This window comes from Megasphaera sp. ASD88, from assembly GCF_002287425.1.
Lineage (GTDB): Bacteria > Bacillota > Negativicutes > Veillonellales > Megasphaeraceae > Megasphaera > Megasphaera stantonii.
This window is the reverse complement of the sequence record NZ_NQXW01000005.1, coordinates 104,290-130,359: the sequence shown is the minus strand read 5'-3', so window position 1 is coordinate 130,359 and position 26,070 is coordinate 104,290. Positions and strand designations below refer to the sequence as shown.

20 protein-coding genes are annotated in these 26,070 nt (G+C 46.3%); 16 read left to right on the top strand and 4 right to left on the bottom strand.

Annotation, left to right across the window (positions count from 1 at the left end):
• Positions 1-119: 119 nt before the first annotated feature.
• A complete protein-coding gene (locus CJ260_RS05095; RefSeq protein ID WP_095629414.1) occupies positions 120-938 on the bottom strand; it encodes an IclR family transcriptional regulator in 819 nt (272 codons plus the stop codon).
• A gap of 289 nt (positions 939-1,227) precedes the next feature.
• Between CJ260_RS05095 and CJ260_RS05090 the strand changes: the two genes are divergently transcribed.
• From CJ260_RS05090 to CJ260_RS05035, 12 genes are all read left to right on the top strand, one after another.
• A complete protein-coding gene (locus CJ260_RS05090) occupies positions 1,228-1,527 on the top strand; it encodes a helix-turn-helix domain-containing protein (protein ID WP_095629413.1) in 300 nt (99 codons plus the stop codon).
• A gap of 372 nt (positions 1,528-1,899) precedes the next feature.
• Positions 1,900-5,421, top strand: a complete 3,522-nt coding sequence (nifJ, locus tag CJ260_RS05085; RefSeq protein WP_095629412.1) for a pyruvate:ferredoxin (flavodoxin) oxidoreductase — start codon at positions 1,900-1,902, stop codon at positions 5,419-5,421.
• A 127-nt stretch (positions 5,422-5,548) separates the two neighbouring features.
• Positions 5,549-6,688: an acyl-CoA dehydrogenase gene (locus tag CJ260_RS05080; protein WP_095629411.1), complete on the top strand. Its 1,140-nt coding sequence runs from the start codon at positions 5,549-5,551 to the stop codon at positions 6,686-6,688.
• A 54-nt stretch (positions 6,689-6,742) separates the two neighbouring features.
• Entirely contained in the window at positions 6,743-7,159 is a 417-nt protein-coding gene (locus tag CJ260_RS05075) for a MaoC family dehydratase (protein ID WP_095629410.1), read from the top strand.
• A 302-nt stretch (positions 7,160-7,461) separates the two neighbouring features.
• Positions 7,462-9,153: a dihydroxy-acid dehydratase gene (gene ilvD / locus CJ260_RS05070; protein WP_198947397.1), complete on the top strand. Its 1,692-nt coding sequence runs from the start codon at positions 7,462-7,464 to the stop codon at positions 9,151-9,153.
• A gap of 22 nt (positions 9,154-9,175) precedes the next feature.
• Positions 9,176-10,462: an MFS transporter gene (locus tag CJ260_RS05065; protein ID WP_095629409.1), complete on the top strand. Its 1,287-nt coding sequence runs from the start codon at positions 9,176-9,178 to the stop codon at positions 10,460-10,462.
• Between the two features lie 96 nt (positions 10,463-10,558).
• A complete protein-coding gene (locus CJ260_RS05060) occupies positions 10,559-10,843 on the top strand; it encodes a UxaA family hydrolase (RefSeq protein ID WP_095629408.1) in 285 nt (94 codons plus the stop codon).
• 14 nt (positions 10,844-10,857) lie between these two features.
• Complete coding sequence (locus CJ260_RS05055) at positions 10,858-12,018, top strand: UxaA family hydrolase (protein ID WP_095629407.1); 1,161 nt, start codon at positions 10,858-10,860, stop codon at positions 12,016-12,018.
• 28 nt (positions 12,019-12,046) lie between these two features.
• A complete protein-coding gene (locus tag CJ260_RS05050; protein ID WP_095629406.1) occupies positions 12,047-12,940 on the top strand; it encodes a dihydrodipicolinate synthase family protein in 894 nt (297 codons plus the stop codon).
• Positions 12,941-12,965: 25 nt separating this feature from the next.
• Positions 12,966-14,279, top strand: coding sequence for a lactate racemase domain-containing protein (locus CJ260_RS05045; RefSeq protein ID WP_095629405.1), 1,314 nt, complete (start codon positions 12,966-12,968; stop codon positions 14,277-14,279).
• Between the two features lie 23 nt (positions 14,280-14,302).
• Positions 14,303-15,571 carry an MFS transporter gene (locus CJ260_RS05040; protein ID WP_095629404.1) on the top strand — a complete coding sequence of 423 codons (1,269 nt, stop codon included), beginning with the start codon at positions 14,303-14,305 and terminating at the stop codon, positions 15,569-15,571.
• A gap of 131 nt (positions 15,572-15,702) precedes the next feature.
• Entirely contained in the window at positions 15,703-17,673 is a 1,971-nt protein-coding gene (locus CJ260_RS05035) for a YjhG/YagF family D-xylonate dehydratase (RefSeq protein WP_095629403.1), read from the top strand.
• A gap of 171 nt (positions 17,674-17,844) precedes the next feature.
• Here the strand turns inward: CJ260_RS05035 and CJ260_RS05030 are convergent, their stop codons facing one another.
• Both CJ260_RS05030 and CJ260_RS05025 read right to left on the bottom strand, forming a co-directional pair.
• Positions 17,845-18,666, bottom strand: coding sequence for a Cof-type HAD-IIB family hydrolase (locus CJ260_RS05030; protein ID WP_095629402.1), 822 nt, complete (start codon positions 18,664-18,666; stop codon positions 17,845-17,847).
• A 68-nt stretch (positions 18,667-18,734) separates the two neighbouring features.
• Complete coding sequence (locus CJ260_RS05025) at positions 18,735-19,610, bottom strand: DMT family transporter (RefSeq protein WP_198947396.1); 876 nt, start codon at positions 19,608-19,610, stop codon at positions 18,735-18,737.
• Between the two features lie 109 nt (positions 19,611-19,719).
• On the opposite strand from CJ260_RS05025, the gene CJ260_RS05020 reads away from it, so the two are divergent.
• Positions 19,720-21,231: a phosphomannomutase/phosphoglucomutase gene (locus CJ260_RS05020; RefSeq protein ID WP_095629401.1), complete on the top strand. Its 1,512-nt coding sequence runs from the start codon at positions 19,720-19,722 to the stop codon at positions 21,229-21,231.
• 88 nt (positions 21,232-21,319) lie between these two features.
• Here the strand turns inward: CJ260_RS05020 and pckA are convergent, their stop codons facing one another.
• On the bottom strand, positions 21,320-22,918 hold the full coding sequence (pckA, locus tag CJ260_RS05015) for a phosphoenolpyruvate carboxykinase (ATP) (protein ID WP_095629400.1): 1,599 nt from the start codon (positions 22,916-22,918) through the stop codon (positions 21,320-21,322).
• Positions 22,919-23,229: 311 nt separating this feature from the next.
• Between pckA and htpG the strand changes: the two genes are divergently transcribed.
• The 3 genes from htpG (at position 23,230) to CJ260_RS05000 (ending at position 25,986) form a co-directional block, all read left to right on the top strand.
• Positions 23,230-25,179, top strand: a complete 1,950-nt coding sequence (htpG, locus tag CJ260_RS05010; RefSeq protein WP_095629399.1) for a molecular chaperone HtpG — start codon at positions 23,230-23,232, stop codon at positions 25,177-25,179.
• 140 nt (positions 25,180-25,319) lie between these two features.
• On the top strand, positions 25,320-25,613 hold the full coding sequence (locus CJ260_RS05005; RefSeq protein ID WP_087478110.1) for a nucleotidyltransferase family protein: 294 nt from the start codon (positions 25,320-25,322) through the stop codon (positions 25,611-25,613).
• Positions 25,597-25,986 (top strand): HI0074 family nucleotidyltransferase substrate-binding subunit, encoded by a 390-nt coding sequence (locus tag CJ260_RS05000; protein ID WP_087478109.1) that lies wholly within the window; start codon positions 25,597-25,599, stop codon positions 25,984-25,986. Before CJ260_RS05005 ends, CJ260_RS05000 begins: the two co-directional genes overlap by 17 nt.
• Positions 25,987-26,070 lie beyond the last annotated feature (84 nt).

Sequence of the window (26,070 nt, the reverse complement as noted above, 5' to 3'; positions counted from 1 at the left end):
TTGAAACAGTTGTTGAATAATGCTGCGTTTTCCTTCGGTCATAATGACCTTATGTACCGGTTTCTTTTCTCTTGCCATGATAGTAAGCCTCCTATGATTTAGATTGTATCATAGAAGACCTATACCTGGCAGTTATTTACAGAAAAAGCTTCACATAGTCGAAATAAGTTGCTGTCAGAAATTCCAAGCCGCTGCAGATTGCGTTCTAGTACATTTTGCCCAGTTAATAATGCCTTGACTACAGTTTCTTTTTTTTCTTTTGTCAATCTGAACGTAGGCATACTTACACTGACAGCTGCAATGATTTTGCCATTATGATGGATTGGTACTGCAAAGCAACTTAAATCAGGAGAAATTTCTCCTGATTCTTGAAAATAGCCTTCGGATTTAGACCGGAGACATTCATCATATAATTGTTCTATCGTTTGGCATGTTTTTTCTGTTACTGGTTTTAACGGGCCTTTATAAATTGATTCCAACTCTTGAAGGGAATAGCAACTAAGCAACGCTTTGCCTAAAGAGGTGCTATATGCTGGCAGGCGTTTTCCGACGAATGAAACGAGGCGAATTGGTTCAGCCGAATCTTCTTTTGCAAGATATAAGACATCGCCATTTACTAAAATGCCTAATTGGCAAGTTTCAGATGTTTTATAAACAATTTCTTTCATTTCTTTCTTAAACACGTCTAATAAACCGATGTTTTGAAGAGATGCGGAGCCGATGAGGAACATACTGATACCTATGACATATCTGCCGTTGCTTTTTTGCTCAATAAAGTCTCTGTCGCGTAATGTGTGAATGATTGGTACAATAGTACTTTTGGGAACTTGAATTTTGGTAGCTATTTCTGTTAATGTCAGGCCTTCGTCGTTTGCAGATGCAAGCGACTGCATGATATCTAAAACTCGCAATGTTGGCTTGTGCTGAGAATATGCCATAACGTATCACTTCTTTCCTCATATATGTTGAAGAGTATATAATCCTCTTCCTTATTTATTCAATGCAAACAATACTTTATACATATACATTATATAGTATTATGAATTTTTCGTCCATATATTGGAACAATTATTTTAATGAAAACTTTATCATATGTATCTAGAATTAAATATTAGTATACAAGGTATCGTAGATTATTTACAAATTGACATTCAAAAATAGCAATGTTATCATATAATTAGTACTAATATAAGAACTTGGACGTAATTAAGGAAGGGAGGGAACGCTATGAATGGAGAAGGAACAAAAACGATTGTTCGTTCAGTGGCTCGTGCATTAGATATTGTTTATTTTATTGCTAATGCAGATCAGGCTCCCTCATTTACAGCGATACAAAAGGAGACGGGAATACCTAAAAGCTCATTGTCTAATTTATTGAAAGAATTAGTTTATAGAGAATATATTGAGTATGATTCTGTTCATAAAGGGTATCGTGCAGGTCGAACACTTATTGTTCTTTCCGCTACTATTATTAATAAAAAAGATATCAATCATCTTTTTAGTATCCAAAAGAAATTTACAATTTGAAAATATATTTATCTCACTAAACTATAGGAAATTTTCTATGATTTAGTGAGATTTTTTTGTTTTGATATGCCTTAAAAATTTTTTTATTCGGATATACATTATCTTTGCTTGTATTATATGATTATAAGTTGTTCCATGTTTTTTATGCATTATATATAGTTTTATTATTTATAAGCATTGAATTTTTTCTTATAAAATGATAGAATAACGAATATAAGAATAAAGACGTATATAAGAACAATAAAAACGGGCAAAATCGACATGCTTACTAATGAAAAAATGATTGCCTTGAATGAAAAGTAGTTCACTAAAGTTTTTGTATGCGGAACTTGTTTTTACATGTCATTTAGAAAAAGGAGGAACTATTACATCATGAAGAAAAACTATGTTGTAATGGATGGCAACACTGCTGCCGCATATGCATCGTATGCCTTTACGGAAGTAGCTGCCATTTTCCCCATTACGCCGTCGTCAGTTATGGCTGAAAAGGTTGACGAATGGGCTGCTAAGGGAAAGAAAAATATCTTTGGCAATACGGTTGATGTTATTCAAATGCAGTCTGAAGCAGGCGCGGCCGGCACATGCCACGGCTCGCTGCAGGCCGGCGCTCTGACGACGACCTACACGGCTTCTCAGGGCTTGCTGCTCATGATTCCGCCGATGTTCAAAATCGGCGGCGAATTCCTGCCGGGCGTATTCCACATTGCCGCCCGTACGGTCAGCGCTCACGCTCTTTCTATTTTCGGCGATCACTCCGACGTCATGGCCTGCCGTTCCACCGGCTTCGGCATGATCATGTCTTCGTCGCCGCAGGAAGTCATGGATTTGGGCGCCGTGTCGCACTTAGCGGCAATCGGCGGACGCTATGCCTTCATGCACGTGTTCGACGGCTTCCGTACATCTCACGAAATGCAGCGCATCGAAGCGCTGGACTACGACGAATTGAAAAAACTCGTCGACTACGATCAGCTGAACGCCTTCCGCAAAAACGCCTTGAATCCTGAACATCCCTATGAACGCGGCACGACGGTCAATCCGGATATCTTCTTCCAGTGCAAAGAAGGGGCGAACGAAAAAATCGCTTCCATTCCCGGCGTCGTACAGCATTACATGGATGAAATCAATAAATTGACAGGCCGCGATTATAAACTCTTTAACTACTACGGCGCTCCCGATGCGGAAGAAGTTGTAGTCGTCATGTGTTCGGCGGCGGAAACGGTCCGCGACACTGTTGATTACCTCAACGCTCAGGGCAAGAAGGTCGGCATGGTACAGGTTCACTTGTATCGTCCGTTCTCAGTACAGCACTTCACCGAAGCTATTCCGGCTACGTGCAAAAAGGTTGCCGTACTGGACCGCACGAAGGAATCGGGCTCCATCGGCGAACCGCTGTACTTAGACGTACAGAGCGCCCTGATTCAGGCTGGCCGCGGCGATATCGTCGTTGTCGGCGGCCGCTACGGCTTGGCTTCCAAGGATACGACGCCGGCTCAGATCGCCGCTGTATACACGAACTTGGAACAGGCTCAGCCGAAAAACAACTTCACCATCGGCATCGTAGACGACGTAACGAATACGTCCCTGACAGACGAACCGATCAAATTATCCTACGAAGGCCAGACAGCTGCTAAGATCTGGGGCCTCGGCGGCGACGGCACGGTTGGCGCAAACAAAAACGCCATTACCATCATCGGCTTGACGGCAGACAAATATGCCCAGGCATACTTCTCCTACGACTCCATGAAGACCGGCGGCCTGACCCAGTCGCACCTCCGCTTCGGCGATCAGCCCATCCATGCGACGTACCTCGTCGATTCGGCTGATTTCGTAGGCTGCCACGCTCCGACATACGTTCATAAATACGATACGACGGCTGAATTAAAAGACGGCGGCGTATACCTCCTGAACTGTCCTTGGACGGCGGAAGAGTTGGAAACGCAGCTGCCGGCCAAGATGAAACGCGATTTGTACAATAAACATGCTCAGTTCTACACGATCGATGCTACAAAATTAGCTGGTGAAATCGGCTTGGGCGAACGTGTCAACACGATTCTCCAGGCTGCGTTCTTCGAACTGACCAAGGTTATTCCTATCGACATGGCTGTGGAAGCGATGAAGCAAGGCAACTATGACAGCTACTTCAAAAAAGGCGGTCAGGAAATCGTCGACAAGAACAACAAAGCAGTTGACGCTGGTATCGAAGGCCTCGTAAAAGTAGAAGTTCCTGCTTCTTGGGCCAATGCTGTCGATACGCCGAAGGATCTGTCCCACTTGCCTGAATTCATTCAGGATATCGTGGAACCGATGAATCGTCAGCAGGGCGACTTTATTCCGGTATCGGTATTCAAGAAGCATGATTGCTTCGATGGCACATGGCCTCTCGGCACGACGGAATACAGCAAGCGCGGCGTAGCCATCAAGGTTCCCCACTGGAATGCTGAAGTCTGCGCGCAGTGCAACAGCTGCTCCATGGCCTGCCCCCACGCAGCTATCCGCCCGGTTCTCCTTACGGATGAAGAATTGGCCGGCGCTCCGGAAAGCTTCGTAACGGTTAAGGCGAAAGGCGCTAAGCTGTCCGATTACAACTTCCGCCTCCAGGTTTCGCCGTACGATTGCCTCGGCTGCGGCGTCTGCGTAAGCGTTTGCCCGCTGAAAGACAAGGGCGCTCTTACGATGGTTCCCATGGAAGAAGAAGCTGCCCAGCAGGATAACTTCAACCGCTTCGTCATGGACGAACAGTACCTCAAGAAGGAAGCTGTCAGCGACAAGACTGTCAAAGAACTGCAGTTTGCCAAACCGTACTTCCAATTCTCGCCGGCCTGCGCAGGCTGCGCCGAAACGACGTACATCAAGACGGTTACGCAGCTCTTCGGCAGCCGCATGTACGTTGCCAACGCGTCTGGCTGCTCCTCCGCATACGGCGGCTCCTTGCCGACGACGCCGTACTGCACGGACAACCGCGGCTTCGGCCCGTGCTGGGAACAGTCCTTGTTCGAAGACAACGCCGAATTTGCTTACGGCTTCTTCCACGCTCAGGACGTTATCCAGCAGGAACTGCGCATTCACCTGAATGCTTTGAAGGAACAGAACGTCGCCGTAGAAGCTATCGACGAATACCTGGCTCATTACAGCGAAGGCGACAAGTCCCGCGAAGTGACAGACGCCCTCATCGCCGCATTGGAACAGGTTCCGGCGAACGAAGACGTAGCCTTCGTCCTTCAGAATAAAGAATACCTGGCTAAGAAATCCGTATGGGCCTTCGGCGGCGACGGCTGGGCATATGATATCGGCTTCGGCGGTATCGACCACGTCATCGCTCAGAACCGCGACGTCAACATCCTGGTCATGGATACGGAAGTATACTCCAATACAGGTGGCCAGTCCTCCAAGGCTACTCCGACGGCAGCCGTAGCGAAATTCGCCGCCGGCGGCAAGCAGGTCAAGAAGAAAGACCTCGGTGCTATCGCCATGACCTACGGATACGTATACGTTGCCCAGGTTGCTATGGGCTACAACCAGGCGCAGACGCTCCGCGCTCTCCGCGAAGCCGAAGCATATCCGGGTCCGTCCATCGTCATCGCATACTGCCCGTGCCTCGAACACGGCATCAAGGCCGGTATGGGCGCTACGCAGCTTGAAATGAAGAAAGCCGTAGAATGCGGCTACTGGCACCTCTATCGCTACGATCCGCGTTTGGCAGCAGAAGGCAAGAATCCGTTCCAGCTTGATTCTCCGGAACCGGATTCCGACAAAATGGTCGAATACCTGCGCGGTGAAAACCGTTACAACCGCTTGCAGATTAACTTCCCGGAACGTGCAGAAGCATTGTATGAAAAGACGATCCGCGAAGCGAAAGAACGCTATGCCAAATACGCTAAAATGGCAGGCAAATAAGGGTAATTAAGTAAAAAGAAGCTCTGTCCACGCAATGATAAACGCTCCATCTTTCGCACCGGCAGAGCTTCTAATTACTTGATTATATAAACAAAATTCATTAAGGGAGAAAGGGGATAACAGAATAATGGAGTTCCAGCTTTCAGATGAACAAAAAATGATAACCAAAATGGTCCGCGATTTTGCCGAAAAGGAAATTGCGCCGACAGTCCACCAGCGTGACGAAGAAGAAGTATTTGACCGCAGCATCGTCGATAAACTCGGCGAATTGGGCTTAATGGGGATTTTCTTTCCGGAAGAATACGGCGGAGGCGGCGGAGACTACATGAGCTATATTCTCGCAAATGAAGAATTGGCTCGCGTAGATGATTCCATTGCCTGCAGCTACGCTGCGTCTGTGTCCCTTTGCGCATGGCCTATTTTTACATACGGCACGGAAGAACAAAAACAAAAATACTTGGTTCCCTTGGCAGAAGGCACGAAATTAGGCGCTTTCGGCTTGACAGAACCCAATGCCGGCACCGATTCGGCACAACAGCAGTCTCATGCTGAAAAAGTCGGTGACCACTACGTGCTGAACGGCAGCAAAATATTTATTACCAATGGCGGAGCCGCTGATATTTACGTCGTATTTGCCATGACCGATAAGTCTCAGGGTACAAAAGGCATTTCCGCTTTCATTTTGGAAAAAGGCATGCCGGGCTTTACTTTTGGCAAAAAGGAACATAAATTGGGTATTCATGGTTCTCAGACGATGGAATTAGTATTCCAGGACGTCGTTGTACCAAAAGAAAATCTTCTCGGCGAAGAAGGCAAGGGCTTTAAAATTGCCATGACATCTTTAGATGGCGGTCGTATCGGCGTAGCTGCTCAAGCTCTAGGTATTGCTCAGGCGGCACTGGAAGCGGCCGTTCAATACTCAAAAGAACGGACGCAGTTCGGCAAACCGATCAGTAAGTTCCAGGGCGTTTCTTTTATGCTGGCTGACATGGCGACCCGTCTCGACGCCGCTCGTCTGCTGACGTACCGCGCTGCATATTTGAAAGGCGCAGGCCTTCCCTATTCTAAAGAAGCCGCTATGGCTAAGATGTACGCTTCCGATGCGGCCATGGCTATCGCTACGGATGCCGTACAGATCTTCGGCGGCTACGGTTACACGCGCGAATACCCGGTAGAACGGCTGCTGCGCAACGCGAAGATTACGCAGATTTACGAAGGAACGAACCAGGTACAACGCATGGTCATTTCCGGCAGCTTGCTGCGGTGAGCCATTCCGCGCTTATGGTTGCCATTGTATGGTATGATAGAAAGGTGATGCATCATGAAGGAAGAATTAACGTATGATGAAATGCAGGTAGGCGACACGACTACCTTCGGCAAGACAATCAGTGAATCGGACGTATATGCCTTTGCTGGTATTACAGGTGATTTCAACCCCATGCACGTCAACGAACAAATCGCTAAAGAATCGATGTTTAAGGGCCGTATTGCCCACGGCATGATTTCTGCTGGCATCATTTCGACGACGATGACGAAAGCCATGCACGGCGGTACGCCGATTTATTGCTCCCAAGAATTGAAATTCAAAGCTCCCGTACGCATCGGCGACACGATTACCTGCACGGCGACTATCATCGAAAAGATTCCTGAAAAACACCGTCTTATTTTGAGTACTGTCGTAACAAATCAAGATGGCGTTGTTGTAACTGACGGAAAGGCTGTTATGTTAAAAAAATAACAATGTCTGAATTAATGGGTTGCTGATACTGTATCCGAAAGGGGAAAATCGAGTTCAAATATATAATTGGGCTCGTTTTTTCTTTTTTAGTGATAATTTTTAACACAATTAGATTTTAAAATTACTAAATATCGTAATTGTTTGGTATACTAATGATTTATTTGTATTAAAAATTAAAATGCGATATTAAAAAATATATTGGAAGTCATGTATTGATATTAATGTGCTTCAAGTGATATACTAGTGGCATAAAGACGAATATACGAAACAATACGTATTTAAGAAAAAAGGAGGAGTCTGAAATGATGAGAAGTGAAAAAATTCTCGAAGGATTGCACAACCAATATTATCGTGCTACGTATAAATCAATGGGATTTTCTACAGATGATTTAAAACGTCCAATTATTGGTATAGCTAATGCATGGAGTGAATGTGTTCCAGGACATTTTAATTTGAGACAGGTGGCGCAACGAGTAAAAGATGGAATCTATCGAGCTGGAGGTACTCCTGTTGAATTTGGTGTTATTGGTGGTTGTGACGGTTTTGCGCAAGGTCATGATGGTATGCATTATATTTTGCCGTCTCGAGAACTGATAGCTAATTCTGTTGAATCGATGGCTCAGATTAATTTATTCGACGGACTCGTATTATTAGGTTCCTGCGATAAGATTGTTCCAGGCATGTTGATGGCAGCAGCTCGTTTAGATATTCCCTGCATTTTATTGCCTGGCGGACCAATGGAAGGTGGAATAGTGTTTGATGGCAGAAAATCTGACCAGACTTCAAGTACAGAAGCATATGGCATGTTGTCTGCTAATAGAATTACAGAGAAAGAATATAGAACATTAGAAAATTTATCCTGTCCAACATGTGGTTCTTGTTCGTATTTAGGAACCGCAAACACGATGTGTGCACTTTCCGAAGCGTTAGGTATGACCTTGCCTGATGGAGGTATTATTCCAGCTTATTCAGCTGCCAGATTATCTATTGCAGAAGCTACCGGCATAAAAATCATGGAACTTGTTGAAAAAGGAATTACTGCTCGGCAAGTTATTACAAATGAAAGTATTCGCAATGCGATTAAAATTTGTTTGGCCATGAGTGGAAGTACCAATGCAGTTATGCATTTAACTGCTATTGCTCGTGAAGCAGAGCTAGATATTGATGTTTTGTCGGAATTTGATGAATTATCTAGACATACGCCGCAGTTAGCTAAGATTAATCCTGCTTCAGAATATAACATGATTGATTTTTATCAAGCTGGTGGGGTCAGCAAACTGCTTGAAGAAATGAGTTCCATCATTTATACGAATGCGATGACAGTTACGGCTCATACCGTAGCGGAAAATACAGAGAGTCACGTATATCAGTATCCTAAAAATAATAATATTATTAAAACGATGGATGAACCTTTTGGGTATGAAGGTGGAGTGGCTGTTCTTCGCGGTAATTTGGCTCCGGATACAGGTATTACAAAACCAGGAGCGTTTGATAAGAGCCTGCAGCATTTTGAAGGAGAAGCAATATGTTTTGATTCTGAAGAAGCGGCTGAAGAAGCAATTTTAGCTGGTAAGGTTCGAGATGGTCATGTTGTAGTTATCCGTTATGAAGGGCCTAAAGGCGGCCCAGGCATGCGCGAAATGTTCAAAGCCATGAAGTATTTATATGGTAGAGGTTTGGCTAAAACAACTGCTTTGATTACAGATGGACGTTTTAGCGGTACAAATAATGGATGTTTTGTAGGACATATTTCTCCAGAAGCTGCTGAAGGCGGTCCTATTGCTATTGTAAAAAATGGTGATCGTATTGAAATTGATGTTGAAAACCGCTCATTGAATCTTCTTGTAAATGATGAAGAAATAACGAAACGGTTGGCTGAGTGGAAAAGGCCGGAACCTAAGTTCAAAAAAGGTTGGTTAGGTTTATATTGCAAAATTGCTGGTTCTGGTGCACAAGGTGCAGTTGTTCAATACGATAAGCTAAAAAATTTATAAATGTTGATGGAGGCATAGTCCAATGGAAGAAATGAAACAGAGGGTATTTACAAAAGTAACCTGGCGTTTAATTCCCTTTTTAGTACTTTGTTATTTGCTTAACTATATTGACCGCGTTAACTTAGGGTTTGCTGCTTTGGAGATGAATAGAGATCTTGGATTGACTGCCACTACTTTTGGTTATGGCGCTGGTATATTATTTATTGGGTATTTAATTTTTGGCGTTCCTAGTAATTTAGGGTTAAATAAATATGGGGCAAGAATCTGGTTGGGGTTGTTGTTAGCTGTATGGGGCTGTATTTCTGCTAGCATGGCATTTATTACAACTACAACACAATTTTTAGTGGTGCGTTTTCTACTTGGAGCGGTAGAAGCTGGCTTTTTTCCAGGCGTTATTTTTTATTTGACACAATGGTTTCCAGCAGAATATAGAGGATCAATTACGTCTCGTTTCATGTTTGCTCAACCATTAGCTTTGATGATTGGTTCGACAGTATCTGGTTGGCTGCTTACGTTAGACGGAATGATGGGGGTAGCAGGGTGGCAATGGATGTTCATTTTAGAAGGTGCCCCAACGGTTATTGTTGGTTTGATTGCATTGTCGTATTTAACTGATAATCCTTCAAAGGCTAACTGGCTAACTGCCGAAGAAAGAAATTTTTTGATTGACGAATTGGAAAAAGAAAAGCAACAAGTTGTAGCAAAAGAAAAGGTTTCTACTTTCCAAGCTATGCTGAATCCTAAGGTTTGGATTTTGGCCATTATTTATGTATCTCAGGTTATTGGTGTATTTGGTGTAAATATGTGGCTTCCACAGATTGTTAAGTCTTTTGGTGGAGATCTGGCTACTACAACGATTGGCTTGATTAGTGCTGTTCCTTTTGTGGTTGCAGCTGTTGGTATGCTGGCAATTGGCTGGAGTTCTGACAAGCATATGGAACGTAAGTGGCATATGATTGGAGCCATGATATTAGCTGGTGGTTGTTTGGTTATTTGCGGTGCTCTGAATAGTGGATTAGGTGTTTCTATTGCTCTCATCTCTATCAGTGCTATTGGCTTCTATGGTTGCATGCCTATTTTTTGGACAATTCCGCCAATGTTTCTTGTAGGTGGTGCTGCGGCTACTGGTATTGCTTTTATCAATGCTATTGGTAATTTGGGCGGATTTATTGCGCCTATTGCGATTGGTTGGATAAAAGATTATACAGGCAGTTTTGTCGGTGGATTCTACTTTATGGGGATCACTGTTTTAGTAGGTTGTGTTTTGTCTTTGATACTGTTTGCAGCATTTAAAAAGCAGGAATCGTAAAAAATATATTCTATCCAAGACGTTTTTCAGATGTCTTGGATAGAATACTAATTGTTGTATGTGTATATGGATATAAAATAGGAGGCGAAATAAGACATGATTAACGGTATGATTATTGATCCAAAGGACAATGTTGCTGTAGCAATTGAACAGATCAAGAAAGGCGATCTCATTACATATTTGAATTTTGAAAAGGAAGCTGTCGAGTTAACTGCAGCTGAAGACATTCAAATTTACCACAAATTTGCTATTCGGGATATTGCTGATGATGAACCGATTGTAAAATATGGGGAACATATTGGACATGCTGCCGGATTGATAAAAAAAGGTGAACATGTTCACGTTCATAATGTTAAAAATGTTCGAGAAGATCTGGGTTAAAAGGAGGAGATGACATGAACTTTTTAGGATATAAAAGACCAGATGGCCGTGTTGGCGTACGCAATTACGTGTTAGTATTACCTGCAAGTGTTTGCGCAACTGATACAGCCCGTATTGTTTCTCAGCAGGTTCAGGGCACAGTCACTTTCCATAATCAAAATGGCTGTTCTCAAGTTCCGTCTGACCAACAGCTTACAATGGATATAATGGCAGGTTTCGCTGCTAATCCTAATATTTATGGTACTGTTGTTATATCGTTAGGTTGTGAAAACTGTCAGATGGATTTGGTTGTCAAAGCCATTCAAGAACGGACAAATAAGCCTATTAAGCAGGTTATCATTCAAGAATCTGGCGGAACGATCAAGGCTGTGGAAAAGGCTGTACGATATGCCAGAGAGATGGTAATTGAAGCCAGCATGGTTCAGCGGGAAGAATTTGATATTTCCCATTTAATTGTAGGTACGAACTGCGGTGGCTCTGACCCTACGTCGGGATTGGCTTCCAATCCGGTAGTTGGTGATCTGAGCGACCGTTTGGTTGATTTAGGTTCTACTTCTATTTTGAGTGAAACAACAGAATTTATTGGGGCTGAACACATTTTGGCTCGACGTGCTAAGAATGAAGAGGTTCGTAATCGTATTTTCGAAATTGTTCATCGCTATGAAAAAGCGCTTCAGCTCGTTGGTGAAGAAGTTCGGGAAGGCAATCCGTCTCCTGGTAACAAAGCCGGCGGCTTGACTACATTGGAAGAAAAATCTTTAGGATGTATTCATAAAGGTGGTCACCGAGAAATCAATGCCGTATATGATTATGCTAAACAAATTGATGAAAAAGGCCTGGTTATCATGGATACGCCGGGAAATGACTTTTCGTCTGTAGCGGGGATGGTTGCAGGCGGCTGCCAAGTTGTTGTCTTTACAACGGGACGAGGAAATGTCATGGGCAATCCTATTTGTCCTGTTATCAAACTTACTGGCAATAAGCTCACGTATGAGAAGATGGAAGATAACATGGATTTCAATGCTAGTCCTGTAATTTACGGACAAAAAACAATTGAAGAATTGGGTAAAGAATTGCTTGATTTGACGATTGAGGTAGCTAATGGCAAGCAGACAAAATCAGAAGCACTAGGTTTTATGGAAATAGCAATTGCTCGTGTATGTAATTATGTTTAAAAACTGAAAGTTGAGGAGCGTAACTTGTATGAAAAAAGCCGAATATTTTTCGCCAGTTGTAACTATTTTTGATCAAGATGGAAATGTTGATGCCAGTGGTAATAAACTCGTGTATGAACATTTAATTAAAGGCGGCGTAGATGGGATTGTTGTTATGGGCAGTTCGGGTGAATTTTTCGCTATGTCTATGGAGCAACGAAAGCAGCTGATTGATGTGGCAGTTTCTTGTATCAATCACAGAGTAAAGTTTTTAGTAGGAACAGGCTGCATGACTCCGAAGGAAACCGTTGAATTATCTAACTATGCTCTTCAAGCTGGTGCCGATGCTGTTATGATTATTGGGCCCTATTACTTTACCTTGGGAGCACAGAACATTGAGTGGTATTATGACCAGATTCTTCCTCAAATTCAGGGCAATGTTTTCCTCTATAACTATCCCGGCGGTTCTGGATATGACTTGACTCCTGAAATTACATTGCGCCTTTTGCGCAAGCATAAGAACCTTGTAGGCTATAAGGATACCGTCGACAACTTTGGACATACAAGAGCACTGATTAATGCGACAAAAGACGAGTTTCCTGATTTCATCGTAATGTCTGGATTTGATGAAAGCTTAATACATACGATGCTGAGTGGCGGAAACGGATGCATCGGTGGCTTGTCCAATATTGCTCCGGAAATTTGTTCGGCTTGGGTAAAAGCTATTAATGCCGGAAATATATCTGAAATAGAAAAGTATCAAAAAATTATTAATTCGTTGATGAATTTCTATACGATTAATGAACCGTTCCTTCCTGCTGTAAAAACTGCAATGGCTTTGCGAGGACTGGATATTTCTACGCATTGTCTCGAGTTTAATCCGATTACAGCAGAACAAGTTCAGCAAGTAGAAAAAATTTTAAAAGATAATGGCTTAAAATAATTATTTATTGAAAGGAGAAAGCAAAATGGATGCTAACATTATTGCAAATTTGTGCCAGGATATTGCGATTCCCAAAATGGTAAAGGTAAAACAGCATTTTGATCCTTCGTATATTGCGCCTGAAGACATTCCGCAAGTTATTTGGAAGGAATTAGATCGGGATATCATAGCCGCTCAGATCAAATCGGGAATGTCGATTGCCATTACCTGTGGCAGTCGCGGTGTTGCGAACATTGATATCATCATTAAAGCTGTTGTTGACTATGTGAAGCAAAAAGGCGGTAGCCCCTTTGTATTTCCTGCTATGGGCAGTCATGGCGGTGCAACTCCGGAAGGTCAGCTTGAAATCGTTAATGGGTATGGTGTTACGGAAGAAGCAATGGGATGTCCTATCAAGGCATCGATGGAAACGAAGCAGATTGGGGTTACTGATGATGGACGGCCTGTATTTATTGATAAATATGCTTCGGAAGCCGATGGCATTATCATGGTTGGCCGCATTAAAGCACACACTCAGTTTGTAGGTCCTTATGAAAGCGGTCTGATGAAAATGGCCGTTATCGGCATGGGTAAGCAGCATGGTGCAGAAGGCGTTCATGAACAGGGTTTTCCAAAAATGGCCGAAAATCTGCAGCGATACGGTAAAGTTATTTTAAAGAATGCGCCTATTATTTGTGGCATCGGCACCATTGAAAACGCATTTGATCAGACCTATAAATTAACAGCACTTACACCTGATGAAATTATTGAACAAGAGCCGAGTCTTCTTTTGGAAGCCAAGAAAATAATGGGACATATTCTTATTGACAATGCTGATGTTCTCATTGTTGATGAAATTGGCAAAAATATCAGCGGTGATGGCATGGACCCGAATGTTTCCGGTACTTTGCCTCGTGAAACGGGTGTTCCTCGCGGTGCTGATGGCTCTGAACCGCGTATTGGCAACTTCAAAGCAAAACGTGTTGTAGTTCTTGATTTAACGGAAGAAACTCATGGTAATGCGAATGGTTTAGGTTTAGCAGATGTCACGACACAGCGGTGTGTAGATAAGATCATAAATGAAATGGCTTATCCTAATGCTATTACCTCTACTCTTCTTGAAATGGTTAAAATTCCGTTCTGGACTCCTAATGACAGATTGGCTGTACAAGCTGCTGTTAAAACCTGTGCAGGTGCTGATAAACTTCAACCTCGCATTATTCGTATTAAGAATACAATGGAAATTGAGGAAATTGAAGTTTCTGAAGTCTTGATTCCGGAAGTAGAAGCTAATCCTAATATGGAAATCATAGGGGAAGTAGCTCCTATGCAGTTTGATGAAAATGGCAATTTATTCTAAACGCTTGAATGGAGTGAAATAAGATGGCTGAAGCAATTGCTAAAAATATTCCGGGAAAACGATGGACTCGGATTATTCCGCCCTGTATTTTAGTTTACATTTTTGGTTTTATGGATAGAACAAATATTGGTTTTGCTATGGCTGGAGGCATGAGTGAAGAACTGCAGATGACTGCAACGCTCTCTGGTTTGGCAGCTGGTATTTTCTTCGTTGGGTATATGGTTCTTCAGGTTCCTGGCGGTGCATTGGCTGAAAAAGGACATGCTAAGAAGTTTATTGCTGGAGCTATCTTGGCATGGAGTATCATGTGTGTGCTGTTAGGTTTTGTTGATACGGCGGCGCATATGCTGATTCTCCGATTCCTTATCGGCGTTGCTGAAGGCGGTGTTTGGCCGGCAGTTCTCGTTATCCTCAGCCACTGGTTCCCTGCATCGGAACGCGGCAGAGCGAATTCGTACTTCATTATGAACATTGCTATCGCTTCTATCATCACAGGTCCTGTTTCTGGTTGGCTTGTAACGAGCTATGGCTGGCGTTCCGTATTCATCGTCGAAGGTCTCGTATCCTTGCTTTTGATCTTCGTATGGTGGCCGATGATTAGTGAAGATCCTAAAACGGCTAAATGGCTCTCAGAAGAAGAACGTAATTATATCGTCAGTGCACGTGAAGCTGAACAAGCTGCTATTAGCGGTGAAACCGGGAAGGTTTCTTTAGGACAGATTTTTGGCAGTCTTAACATGTGGAAATTGATTTTGATTTACTTTGCATACCAGACGGGGATTTATGGTTTTGCTATGTGGCTGCCTACCATTATTCGCGATCTTACATCTTCCAGCATGACAATGATTGGTTTCCTTTCGACCATTCCGTATTTTGCTTGCATGGCTGGTTTGTACATCTTCGGACATCTTTCTGACAGAAGCGGTAACCGTAAGAAATACGTTGCTCTTCCTCTGTTAGGTTTTGCTCTCTGCTTCTTGGCATCGGTATTATTCCAAGCACAGCCTTGGGTATCCTTTGCTTTCCTTTGTGGTTGCGGGCTTTTCTTACAGTGCGCTTCCGGTATTTTCTGGACGATTCCTACGTTGCTTTTCCCGGCTAATGTTGCCGGTGGCTCCATGGGCATTATCAACGCATTGGGGAATTTGGGCGGCTTCGTCGGACCCTTTATCGTAGGTTATCTTACGACGCAGTTTATGTCCATTTTTGCTGGTGTTTATTTCTTGGCAGCCTGCTTATTTGCTGGCTTCCTGCTCACGCTGACATTGCCTAAGAAGACAGAAGGAAAATAATAAATATATAAAACGATACCATATGTCGTTTATGTGAAAAAGAGAGGATGTCTCGTTAATAAACGGCGGCATCCTCTCTTTTTATACTCTTTGATGTGGTATTTTTAATCGGTATTAGGAAGGAGAAATATATGTCTATTAAAAATTTGTATACAAATGAACCGCAAGGTATCTATGATGCCGTAACGCATGCAGACGGACCGAAGGGGACATTGCCCTTGACGCCGGATATGTTGAAAACATTACCTAGCGGAAACATTTTTGGCATGACTATGAATGCTGGTGAGGGTTGGAATACCGATACCTTAGCCAATGGCGATGTAATGATTATAAGCACAAAAGGCGGACTCCGTAATCCGGATGGCAGTCCGATTGCTGTTGGGCTTCATCAAGGTCATTATGAATTGGATATTCAGGTTGCAGAAGCGGCAGATGAAATTAAAAATATGGGATTAGTTCCTTACGCAGCCTTTGTTTCTGATCCTTGCGATGGCCGAACTCAAGGGACGATTGGCATGTTTGATTCTTTACCGTACCGCAATGATGCTGCTATTGTTATGAAAAGACTGATTCGTTCTCTTCCGACTCGTAAAGCTGTTATTGGCATTGCCTCCTGTGATAAGGGGTTACCGGCAACGATGATGGCTTTGGCCAGCATGCATGATATTGCTACAGTTTTAGTTCCGGGTGGTTCTACTCTGATGCCGAATAAAGGGGAAGACCTTGGTACAGTACAGACAATCAGCGTGCGCTTTGCTAATGGGGAATTATCTTATGAAGATGCTATTCGCCTTGGCTGCAGTTCTTGTGCAAGTTCTGGCGGCGGCTGTCAGTTCTTTGGTACAGCTGGAACCTCACAGGTAATTGGAGAATCTTTAGGCTTGGCGTTAACTCATTCTGCCTTGGCTCCGTCCGGATCTGTAATTTGGAAAGATATTGCCAGAAAATCGGCTATTGCAGCTGTTGAAATGGAAAAGAATGGTATTACGACTAAAGATGTCTTGACTGATCACGCTATTGAAAATGCTATGATTCTTCATGCAGCCTTTGGCGGTTCGACGAATTTATTGCTTCATTTGCCAGCTATTGCATATGCTGCTGGCTGCAGAAGACCAACTGTTGAAGATTGGGCACGTATTAATAAGGAAGTTCCTCGCTTGGTCAGTGTATTACCAATTGGACCGGTCAATTATCCGACAGCGGCAGCATTCTTGGCTGGCGGTGTTCCGGAAGTTATGCTGCATTTGCGCAAATTAGGCTTGCTGCATGAAGATGTAATGACAGTTACCGGCAGTACTCTTGGTGAAAATCTTGATTGGTGGGAAAATTCGGAACGGCGTCAAGCATGCCGCAAACGTTTGCAGGAAGTGGATAATCTTGATCCTAATGAAGTTATTTTCTCTCCTGAAAAAGCTAAAGAAAAGGGTATTGGTTCGACAGTTACGTTCCCTGTTGGCAATATTGCTCCGGAAGGCGCAGTTGTCAAATCTACAGCCATTGACCCGAGTGTAATTGACGATGACCATGTATTCAGACATACTGCTAAAGTTAAGGTATTTACTTCTGAAAAAGCTGCTATTACTGCTTTGAAAGAACCGGGCCGAATTGTTGCTGGCGATATCATGGTTGTCATGGGCGGCGGTCCGTTGGGAACAGGGATGGAAGAAACATATCAGCTGACGTCTGCTTTGAAGAATTTACCTTTTGGTAAACATGTGTCTTTGATTACAGATGCTCGGTTCTCCGGTGTTTCTACTGGCGCTTGCTTTGGACATGTTGGACCTGAAGCGTTGGCAGGGGGCCCCATTGGTAAATTGAGAGACGGCGATATTGTAGAAATTATTGTCGACACGGTTAAACTTGAAGGCAGTTTGAACTTTATCGGCACAGAAGATCAGCCTATGACCTATGAGGAAGGTGCTGCTGAATTAGCTAAACGTGAAACGAATCCGGATGTCCGTCCAGATGAAGATTTGCCGGATGATACGCGGTTATGGGCTGCGTTGCAGGATGTAAGCGGAGGCGCCTGGAAAGGCACTGTTTACGATGTAGATCAAATTATAAAAGTATTGAATGCAGGCAAAAAAGTATTAGGCTTATAAGTCCTAAATGAATTTGTTTGCAGAGAGTGTGTTATTTCAATAGTATAATTTGTTAACCCTCATAATCCATAAAATATATGATGAACTAACAAGGCATGCCTAACGGGTCTGAGACTCGCAGGGCATGCCTTGTTGGCGTGATGTAATATATCGTTTGCTTTATTGAACGGGTTATTTCAATACGAAGGTTTCAATGGCTTCGCCGACGGCTCCGTCGTTGTTCGTCGCGTCGGTGACGACGCTGCAGTATTGGCGGATTAGGGGATTTAAATTATGGACGCCTACGCTGAGGCCGGCGGCCTGGAGCATTTCAATGTCGTTGATATTGTCGCCGATAGCCATCGTTTCTTCAGGCTCTACGCCGAGCATGGCGGCTAATTTGAGGAGGGCGACGCCTTTCGTGACGCCCTTGTGCATGAATTCGATGTAGCGGTTGCTGGAAAAGCTGACCGTGATGTCGTCGAGAAGGGGCTTCATTTCGGCGTGAATTTCCTGCAGACGGCTGTAGTCGGTGTTCATGATGATGAGCTTGCAGACTTCTTCCTTGCCGCGCAGGAAGTCGAGGGTCTTTTCCGTCGTCGGTACATAGGCCATGCGGCCGCGGAGAAAATCCTCTTCGTCAGGCGTGACGTCGCTGATGTATACGGTATCACGTGTGTAAATGTGCATGCAGAGGCCGTAGGACGCGCTTTTGCGGTAAATCCTATCGGCTAAGTCGAAGGGGATCGGGTCCCAGAACAGGGAGCGGTGCCCTTTGTTTTCCGTAATGCTGGCTCCGTTGAAGCCAATGACGTATTGTCCGGCTTCGTCGAACAGGTTCAGCGTTTTCAAGACGCCTTCGACGGAGCGGAATCCCCGTCCCGTGCAGGGAACGAATTTGACGCCCTGGGCCTTTGCTTTGGCGATGGCTTCGATATTGCGGCGACAGATGGAAGCGTCGCTGCTGAGCAGGGTTTCGTCCATGTCGCATGCAATGATTTTATAGGTTGGCATGTAGGTACTCTCCTTTTTCTATGCAGTATACACATAGTCTAGCATGGAATGATTCCTTCGGCAAATGGTTAGGCCTTTAATTCACTGACCAATGTTGAGCCTAAGACGAGGACTGCGCCGATGATGCTGGTTATGCCGAGGGGCTCGCCGAGGACGACGGCTGACAGCAGGATGGCGAAAATCGGGTCCAGGTAGCTGAACAGGGCGATGGTCTGGGCTTTTAAGGACTGCATGGAGCCGAAGTAAAAGACATAGGCAAAGCCTGTATGGACGATGCCGACGACGAGGAACATGGCCAGGCTGAAGGGAGAGGCGTCTAGAGCAGTGACGTTTTCTGTTAAGAGGACATAGGGCATCAGCAGCAGGGCTCCCAGACCAAGCTGGACGATGGTTTTATCGTAGGCGGCCATAGGCTTGATTTTTTTATTGAAGATGACGATGCAGGCGTAGCAGCAGGCGGCGCACAGGCCGAAGAACACGCCGGTCATGTTGGCGCTGCCGCCTTCCTGGCCGATGCCCGATACGAGGACCATGCCGGCCAGCGCCGTCAGGACGCAGAGAAATTTGCGGGCCGTCAGCTTTTCTTTCAGGAAAATCGGCGAGACCAGGATGACGATGATCGGGGCCATGTAATAACATAGCGTCGCCGTTGCGATGGACGTGTAGCGGTAGGCTTCGAAGAGGAAGGTCCAGTTGCCGCACAGGGCCGCGCCGGACAGGCAGAGGAGAAGCAGGTTTTGCCGGATATCCGGCCAGGATATGGGGATGCCCTTGCCTTTGATGAACAGAAATAAAAAGGCCGTGCCGATGATGCCGCGGCCGACGGCGATGACGCTGGACGGCAGGGGGATGTAGCGGACGAAAATGCCGATGGTACCGAAGATGAGCATAGCTAAAATCATCATGGATTTTGCTTTGTTTTCGAGCGTATCCGGTTGGTTCATGAAAATCTCCTTTACAGCATAGAGTTATTTGTGAAGACGCGCCTTGTTTTTTGCGGCGCTTTCCATTACTATTATAATATAGAATTACTAATATTGGGAGTGAACGATTATGATTACAGAATCAGATATGATGAAGTTGCAGAACGGCAGCGACGTCCGCGGCGTCGCCGTAGAAGGCGTTCCCGGCGAGCCCGTGACGCTGTTTCCCGAAGCGGCGAACCGCATTGCCGCCGGCTTTGCCTCCTTTTTAGCGGAAAAGACGGGCAAACCTGTCGACAGCCTGCGCGTTGCCGTCGGCCATGATTCGCGTATTTCTGCCGGCACGATGAAGCAGGCCGTGCTGGAAGGCCTCTGCGCCTGCGGCGTAGCCGGGTTTGACTGCGGCTTGGCTTCGACGCCGGCTATGTTCATGTCGATTATCTTCGAATCGACTCATATGGACGGAGCCATCATGATTACGGCCAGCCATTTGCCGTACAACCGCAACGGCTTGAAATTCTTTACGAAAGACGGCGGTCTGGAAAAGGCTGATATTAAAGACGTCCTGACCCGGGCGGCGTCGCTGGAAGAAACACACGGCGATGTGTCCGGCGTGCAGACGCTGCCGATTATCGATATATATGCCGAGCACCTGTGCTCCAAAATCCGCAGCGGCGTAGGCGCAGGCCCGGACAGCAAGCCCTTGGAAGGCATGCGCATCGTCGTCGATGCCGGCAACGGCGCAGGCGGCTTCTTTGCCTCGAAGGTCCTCGACGTCCTCGGCGCCGATACGACGGGCAGCCAGTTCCTCGAACCGGACGGCATGTTCCCCAATCATATTCCGAATCCGGAAAATAAAGAGGCCATGGCGGCGATCAGCAAAGCTGTTCTCGACAACCATGCCGATTTGGGCCTCATTTTCGATACGGACGTAGACCGCATGAGCGCCGTCCTGCCCGATGGTGAAGCCATCAACCGCAACGCCCTCATCGCCATGATGGCGGCCATCTTGGCTCCCGACTATCCGGGCAGCACCATCGTCACGGACTCGGTCACGTCGGACGAGCTGACGGCCTTCCTGCAAGATGAGCTTCATCTCATCCATCACCGCTACATGCGGGGCTATAAAAACGTCATCAACGAATGCATCCGCCTCAACCAGAGCGGCGTCGTATCGCCCTTAGCGATTGAAACGTCGGGCCACGGCGCGCTGAGCGAAAACTACTACCTCGACGACGGCGCCTATTTGGCGGTCAAGCTGCTCATTGCGGCGGCCCAGGCCAATAAAGCGGGGAAAGCTGTCGGCGATTTGGTCGCAAACTTGAAGCATCCGGCTGAAAGCAAGGAATACCGCCTCAAAATTCAGGGCACAGACGACGTAAAGGCTTACGGCGAAAGGGTACTGCAAGCCTTTGAAGAACGGGCCGTCGCCGCAGGCGTCGTCGTCGCCAAGCCGTCGTACGAAGGCGTGCGCCTCGTATTCCCCGAAGGCTGGGCGCTTCTGCGCATGTCCCTCCACGACCCGAACATGCCGCTGAACGTCGAAAGCAAGGAAGAAGGCGGCTGCCAGGATATCATCGCCCAGGTTAAATCCTTCCTGGACGGGTTCGACTGCCTGGACATGACCGTATTCGACGCCTAAAGAAGCTGTTCACATGATATAAGAAAACCGTAAGGAAATGGCGAAACGCCTTTCCTTACGGTTTTTTACATGAAAGAAGTATCAGGCCTTAGGGCTTGGCCTTCGGTTTCGGGCCGGCGTCGCTGACTTCTTCCGGGACGTCTGGGTATTTTTCCGTGAAGTTTTCCTGGAACATGGCGGCTACTTTGTCGGCCATGATATCGTAGGATTTCTTATTGGCCCATGTATCGCGCGGGTTGAGGATCTGGTTGGGGACGCCCGGGCAGGACTGGGGCACGTCGACGTTGAAGCGGCTGTCGTGCTTGTAGGGGACCGAATCGAGGCGGCCGTTCAGGGCTGCCGTAATCATGGCGCGGGTGTACTTGAGGTCCATGCGGCTGCCGATGCCGTAGGGGCCGCCGGTCCAGCCGGTGTTGACCAGGAAGACCTTCGTATGATACGTTTCGATTCGTTCGCCCAGCATGCCAGCGTAGATTTCCGGAGCCAGGGGCATGAAGGGTTCGCCGAACAAGGTGGAGAAGGTCGGCACCGGCTCGGTAATGCCTTGTTCCGTGCCGGCTACTTTCGACGTAAAGCCGGTGATGAAGTGGTACATAGCCGCTTCCTTGCTGAGGCGGGAGATAGGCGGCAGGACGCCGAAGCTGTCGGCCGTCAGGAAGATGATGACCTTCGGGATGCCGCCGATGCCGGGAATGGCCGCGTTGGGAATGTATTCTATAGGATAGCCGACGCGGGTGTTTTCCGTGTATTTGCTGTCGAAATAGTTCGGCCGTCGCGTCGCCGGGTCGAGGACGACGTTTTCAACGAGGCTGCCCGAACGGATGGCGTTGTAAATGTCTGGTTCCTTTTCGGGGTTCAGGTTGATGCACTTGGCATAGCAGCCACCTTCAAAGTTGAAGATGCCCCGCGGCGACCAGCCGTGTTCGTCGTCGCCGATGAGCTTGCGGTTCGGGTCTGCCGACAAGGTCGTTTTCCCCGTGCCGGACAAACCGAAGAAGATGGCCGTTTCCTTCGTGACCGGATCCATGTTGGCCGAGCAGTGCATGGGCAGGACGCCTTCGTCAGGCAGAAAGTAGTTCATAACGGAGAAGACGCTCTTTTTGATTTCACCGGCGTACTGCGTGCCGGCGATGAGGACGACCCGCGTTTCGTAGTCGATGATGATAGCCGCTTCAGAACGGACGCCGTCCGTCTTCGGGTCGCAGCGGTAGCCCGGCGTGACGATGACCGTAAAGTCCGGGTCGCCGAACTGGCTCAATTCGTCGGCCGTCGGGCGGATGAGCAGGTTGCGGATAAACAGGTTTTCGCTGGCTAATTCATTGATGATGCGGAATTTTTTGCGGCATATTAAATCGGCGCCGGCAAAGCCATCGAAGAGGAAGATATCACGGTTCTGCAGATAAGCCGTCATCTTAGCCTTCAAGGCGTCAAACTTTTCCCGCGAAATCGGGCGGTTGACGTTGTTCCAGGCGATGTATTCATGAATAGCCGGCGTGTCGACGATGAATTTGTCCTTCGGCGAACGGCCCGTGTATTTCCCAGTCTGGACGACTAAGGCTCCCGTGTCGCTCAGCATGCCTTCGCCGCGAATCAGGGCCTGCTCGGTCAGCCAGGCCGGAGACATGTTGCGGTACACGTTGGCCGGGTAAAAAATTCCGATTCGTTCTAATCCATACGTATGTATCATGATATAATACCCCCCTGCTGTATAGTGAATACGCTGACGCGTATATATGATAAAAAATCATGCATATATTGTATATCACTTATTATAGACCTGATGACGGCAGGATTCAACGTATATGTATAATACATTATATAATAAATAACCTACCCTAAATGACAAAGGGAAATATTTTGGCGGATAGAAGGCTGGAATTGCCGCAGATTTGCAAGTTTGCTATTGACTATTTGACTTTTTATTGTATTATATAAAAGGGAGTTGGCACTCTGATGCTAAGAGTGCTAACACATTCTGAATAAAGGAGATTGTTGAACATGGCGAAAGAAACCTTTGAATTCCAAGCGGAAACGAAACAACTGCTGGACTTGATGGTTCATTCCATTTATACGAATCACGAAATATTTTTACGGGAACTGATTTCCAACGCATCCGACGCGATCGATAAGCTGCATTACGAATCGCTGACGAATAACGACCTTCTCGAAGGCGATACGGCCTTTGAAATCCATTTGACGCCGGATGAAGACAAGCATACCCTGACGATTTCCGATAACGGCATCGGCATGAATAAAGACGAGCTCATGCAGAACTTGGGCACCATTGCTAAATCGGGCACGAAGGCCTTTTTGGAAAAGCTGAAGGAAGCCCAGGAAGGCGGCAGCGTCGACAAAGACCTGATTGGCCAGTTCGGCGTCGGCTTTTATTCGGCCTTCATGGTCGCCGATACGGTGACGGTCGTCACGCGCAAAGCCGGCGAAACAGAAGCCTATAAATGGGAATCGGCAGGCGACGGCCAGTATACGCTGGAAACCTGCGAAAAGCCGAAGCACGGCACGACGATTATCCTGACCTTGGGCAAGGAATTTTACGGCGGCGAAACGGAAGAAAACTACACGGACAAATACCTCCTGGAAAGCCTGGTCAAGAAATATTCCGACTACATCCGCTATCCCATTACGATGGACTTCACGACGAAGGAAAAGCCGAAGGACGCCGACGGCAAGGTTATTGAAGACGCACCGGAAGAAGAACATACGGAAACGCGGACACTTAACTCCATGCAGCCCTTGTGGACCCGTAATAAGTCGGATATTAAGCCTGAAGAATACAGGGAATTTTTCCAGCATCAGTTCTATGAATGGGACGAACCGATGGAAATCTTCCATAGCCGCGTTGAAGGAAATGTAGAATACACATCCTTGCTGTTTATTCCGGGCAGTGCGCCTTTCAATCTGTACTATGCCGATTATGAACCGGGCGTGCAGCTCTATTCGCGCCATGTATTTATCATGGATAAATGCAAAGATTTGCTGCCCGATTACCTGCGCTTTGTCAAAGGCCTTGTCGATTCTCCTGATTTGTCTCTCAACATTTCCCGCGAACTGCTCCAGCAGAGCCGTGAATTAAAGCTCATCGGCCGTAATCTGGAAAAGAACATCCTGAAGACCCTGGTCCGTAAGCTTGATAAAGACCGGGAAGCCTATGAAAAATTCTGGGCTGAATATGGGAAATCCTTAAAAATTGGCATCTACAGCGGTATGATGACTGGTGAAAACAACGTCGATAAATTAAAAGACCTGCTCCTGTTCATGTCGTCTAAAGACGGTAAGCTCTGCTCGCTGAAAGAATATGTCAGCCGCATGAAGGATGGCCAAGAAAAGATTTATTACGCTACAGGGAAAGACAAAGCCGCTATCGATGCCTTGCCGCAGATGGAAATGCTCCGCGACAGGGATATTGAAGTCTTGTGCATGACCGATCCCGTTGATGAATTTGCCGTAGAAGCTATTCGTGAATACGAAGGCAAGAAATTCCACTCCATCAGCCGCGGCGATCTGGATTTGGAAGACGAAGCATTCAAAGAAGAAAAGAAGAAGAACGAAGACCTAGCTAAGAGCAACGAAGGTCTTCTGAAGGATATGAAAGAACTCCTCGACGGCAAGGTCGTAGACGTCCGCCTGTCCAACCGCCTGAAGAGCGGTGCCGTCTGCCTCGTCGCTGACGCGGCCGGTCCGTCCCTGGCGATGGAACAAGCCTTTGCCGCTGCCGACAACCCGATGCTCAAGGCGCGCCGCATTTTGGAAATCAACCCGCAGCATCAGCTCTTCGCCAAGCTTCAGGGCATTCACGAAGCCGGCAAGGATACGCCTGAATTCAAAGACTACTGCAAGATGCTCTACGATCAGGCCTTGCTTCTCGAAGGCATCATGCCCGATGACCCGGCAGCCTTCGCTAATAAGGTAGCCGAAATGATGGCAAAATAATAGCATAGCGTTACGACGAGAGTCCGTGTCAGGGCTCTCGTTTTTGTATGTGCAGGAAAGGATCGTCGTGAATATACGGCGTATAGTTTTTATACGGAGGATGATATAATAAGGATAGATATTGGAATGAGGTGAAGGGCATGGAGTTTGGAATTCGTCCGGGCGTACTGGATGAGATACGGCAGTTGGCAGAAACATATCATATAGAAAAAGTCATTTTATTTGGTTCCAGAGCGCGGGGCGATTACAAACGGACGAGTGACATAGATCTGGCCGTCAGCGGCGGCGATGTCGTCCAATTTGCCTTGGCCGTAGACGAAGAAACGTCGACGCTGCTCATGTACGACGTCGTCGATTTAGACGGGCCAGTGCAGGACGAATTGCGGCAATCTATCGAAAGAGAGGGCATTGTCATTTATGAAAAAGTACGATAATTTTTGTGCGGCCTTGAAAAATCTTAAGGAGCTATTTTCCTATGAAGAACCGTATAATACCGTTGTTTTGACGGGATTAGTCGGGCTGTATGAAATTTGCTTTGAACAAGCATGGAAGATGATGAAAGAACTGCTGGAAGACAGCGGCTATGCCGAAAGCGCGACAGGCTCGCCCAGGCAGATTTTAAAGACGGCCTATAAAGCGAATATGATACGCAATGAAACGATGTGGCTTCAGGCGTTGCAGGCCCGAAATAACGTGAGTCATTCGTATAACGAGCTTATTGCCTTATCCATCGTGAGACAGACGAAGGCGTCGTACTATGATATGTTCTGCCGGCTAAAAGACGAAGTGGAGACGAATTGGTTGTAGAATCATCTGTACATACGTTTGCAGCCGTGCTATACTAATGTAATCAATAATAATTATTTTTTACTATGCCATGGCAGGAGAGAG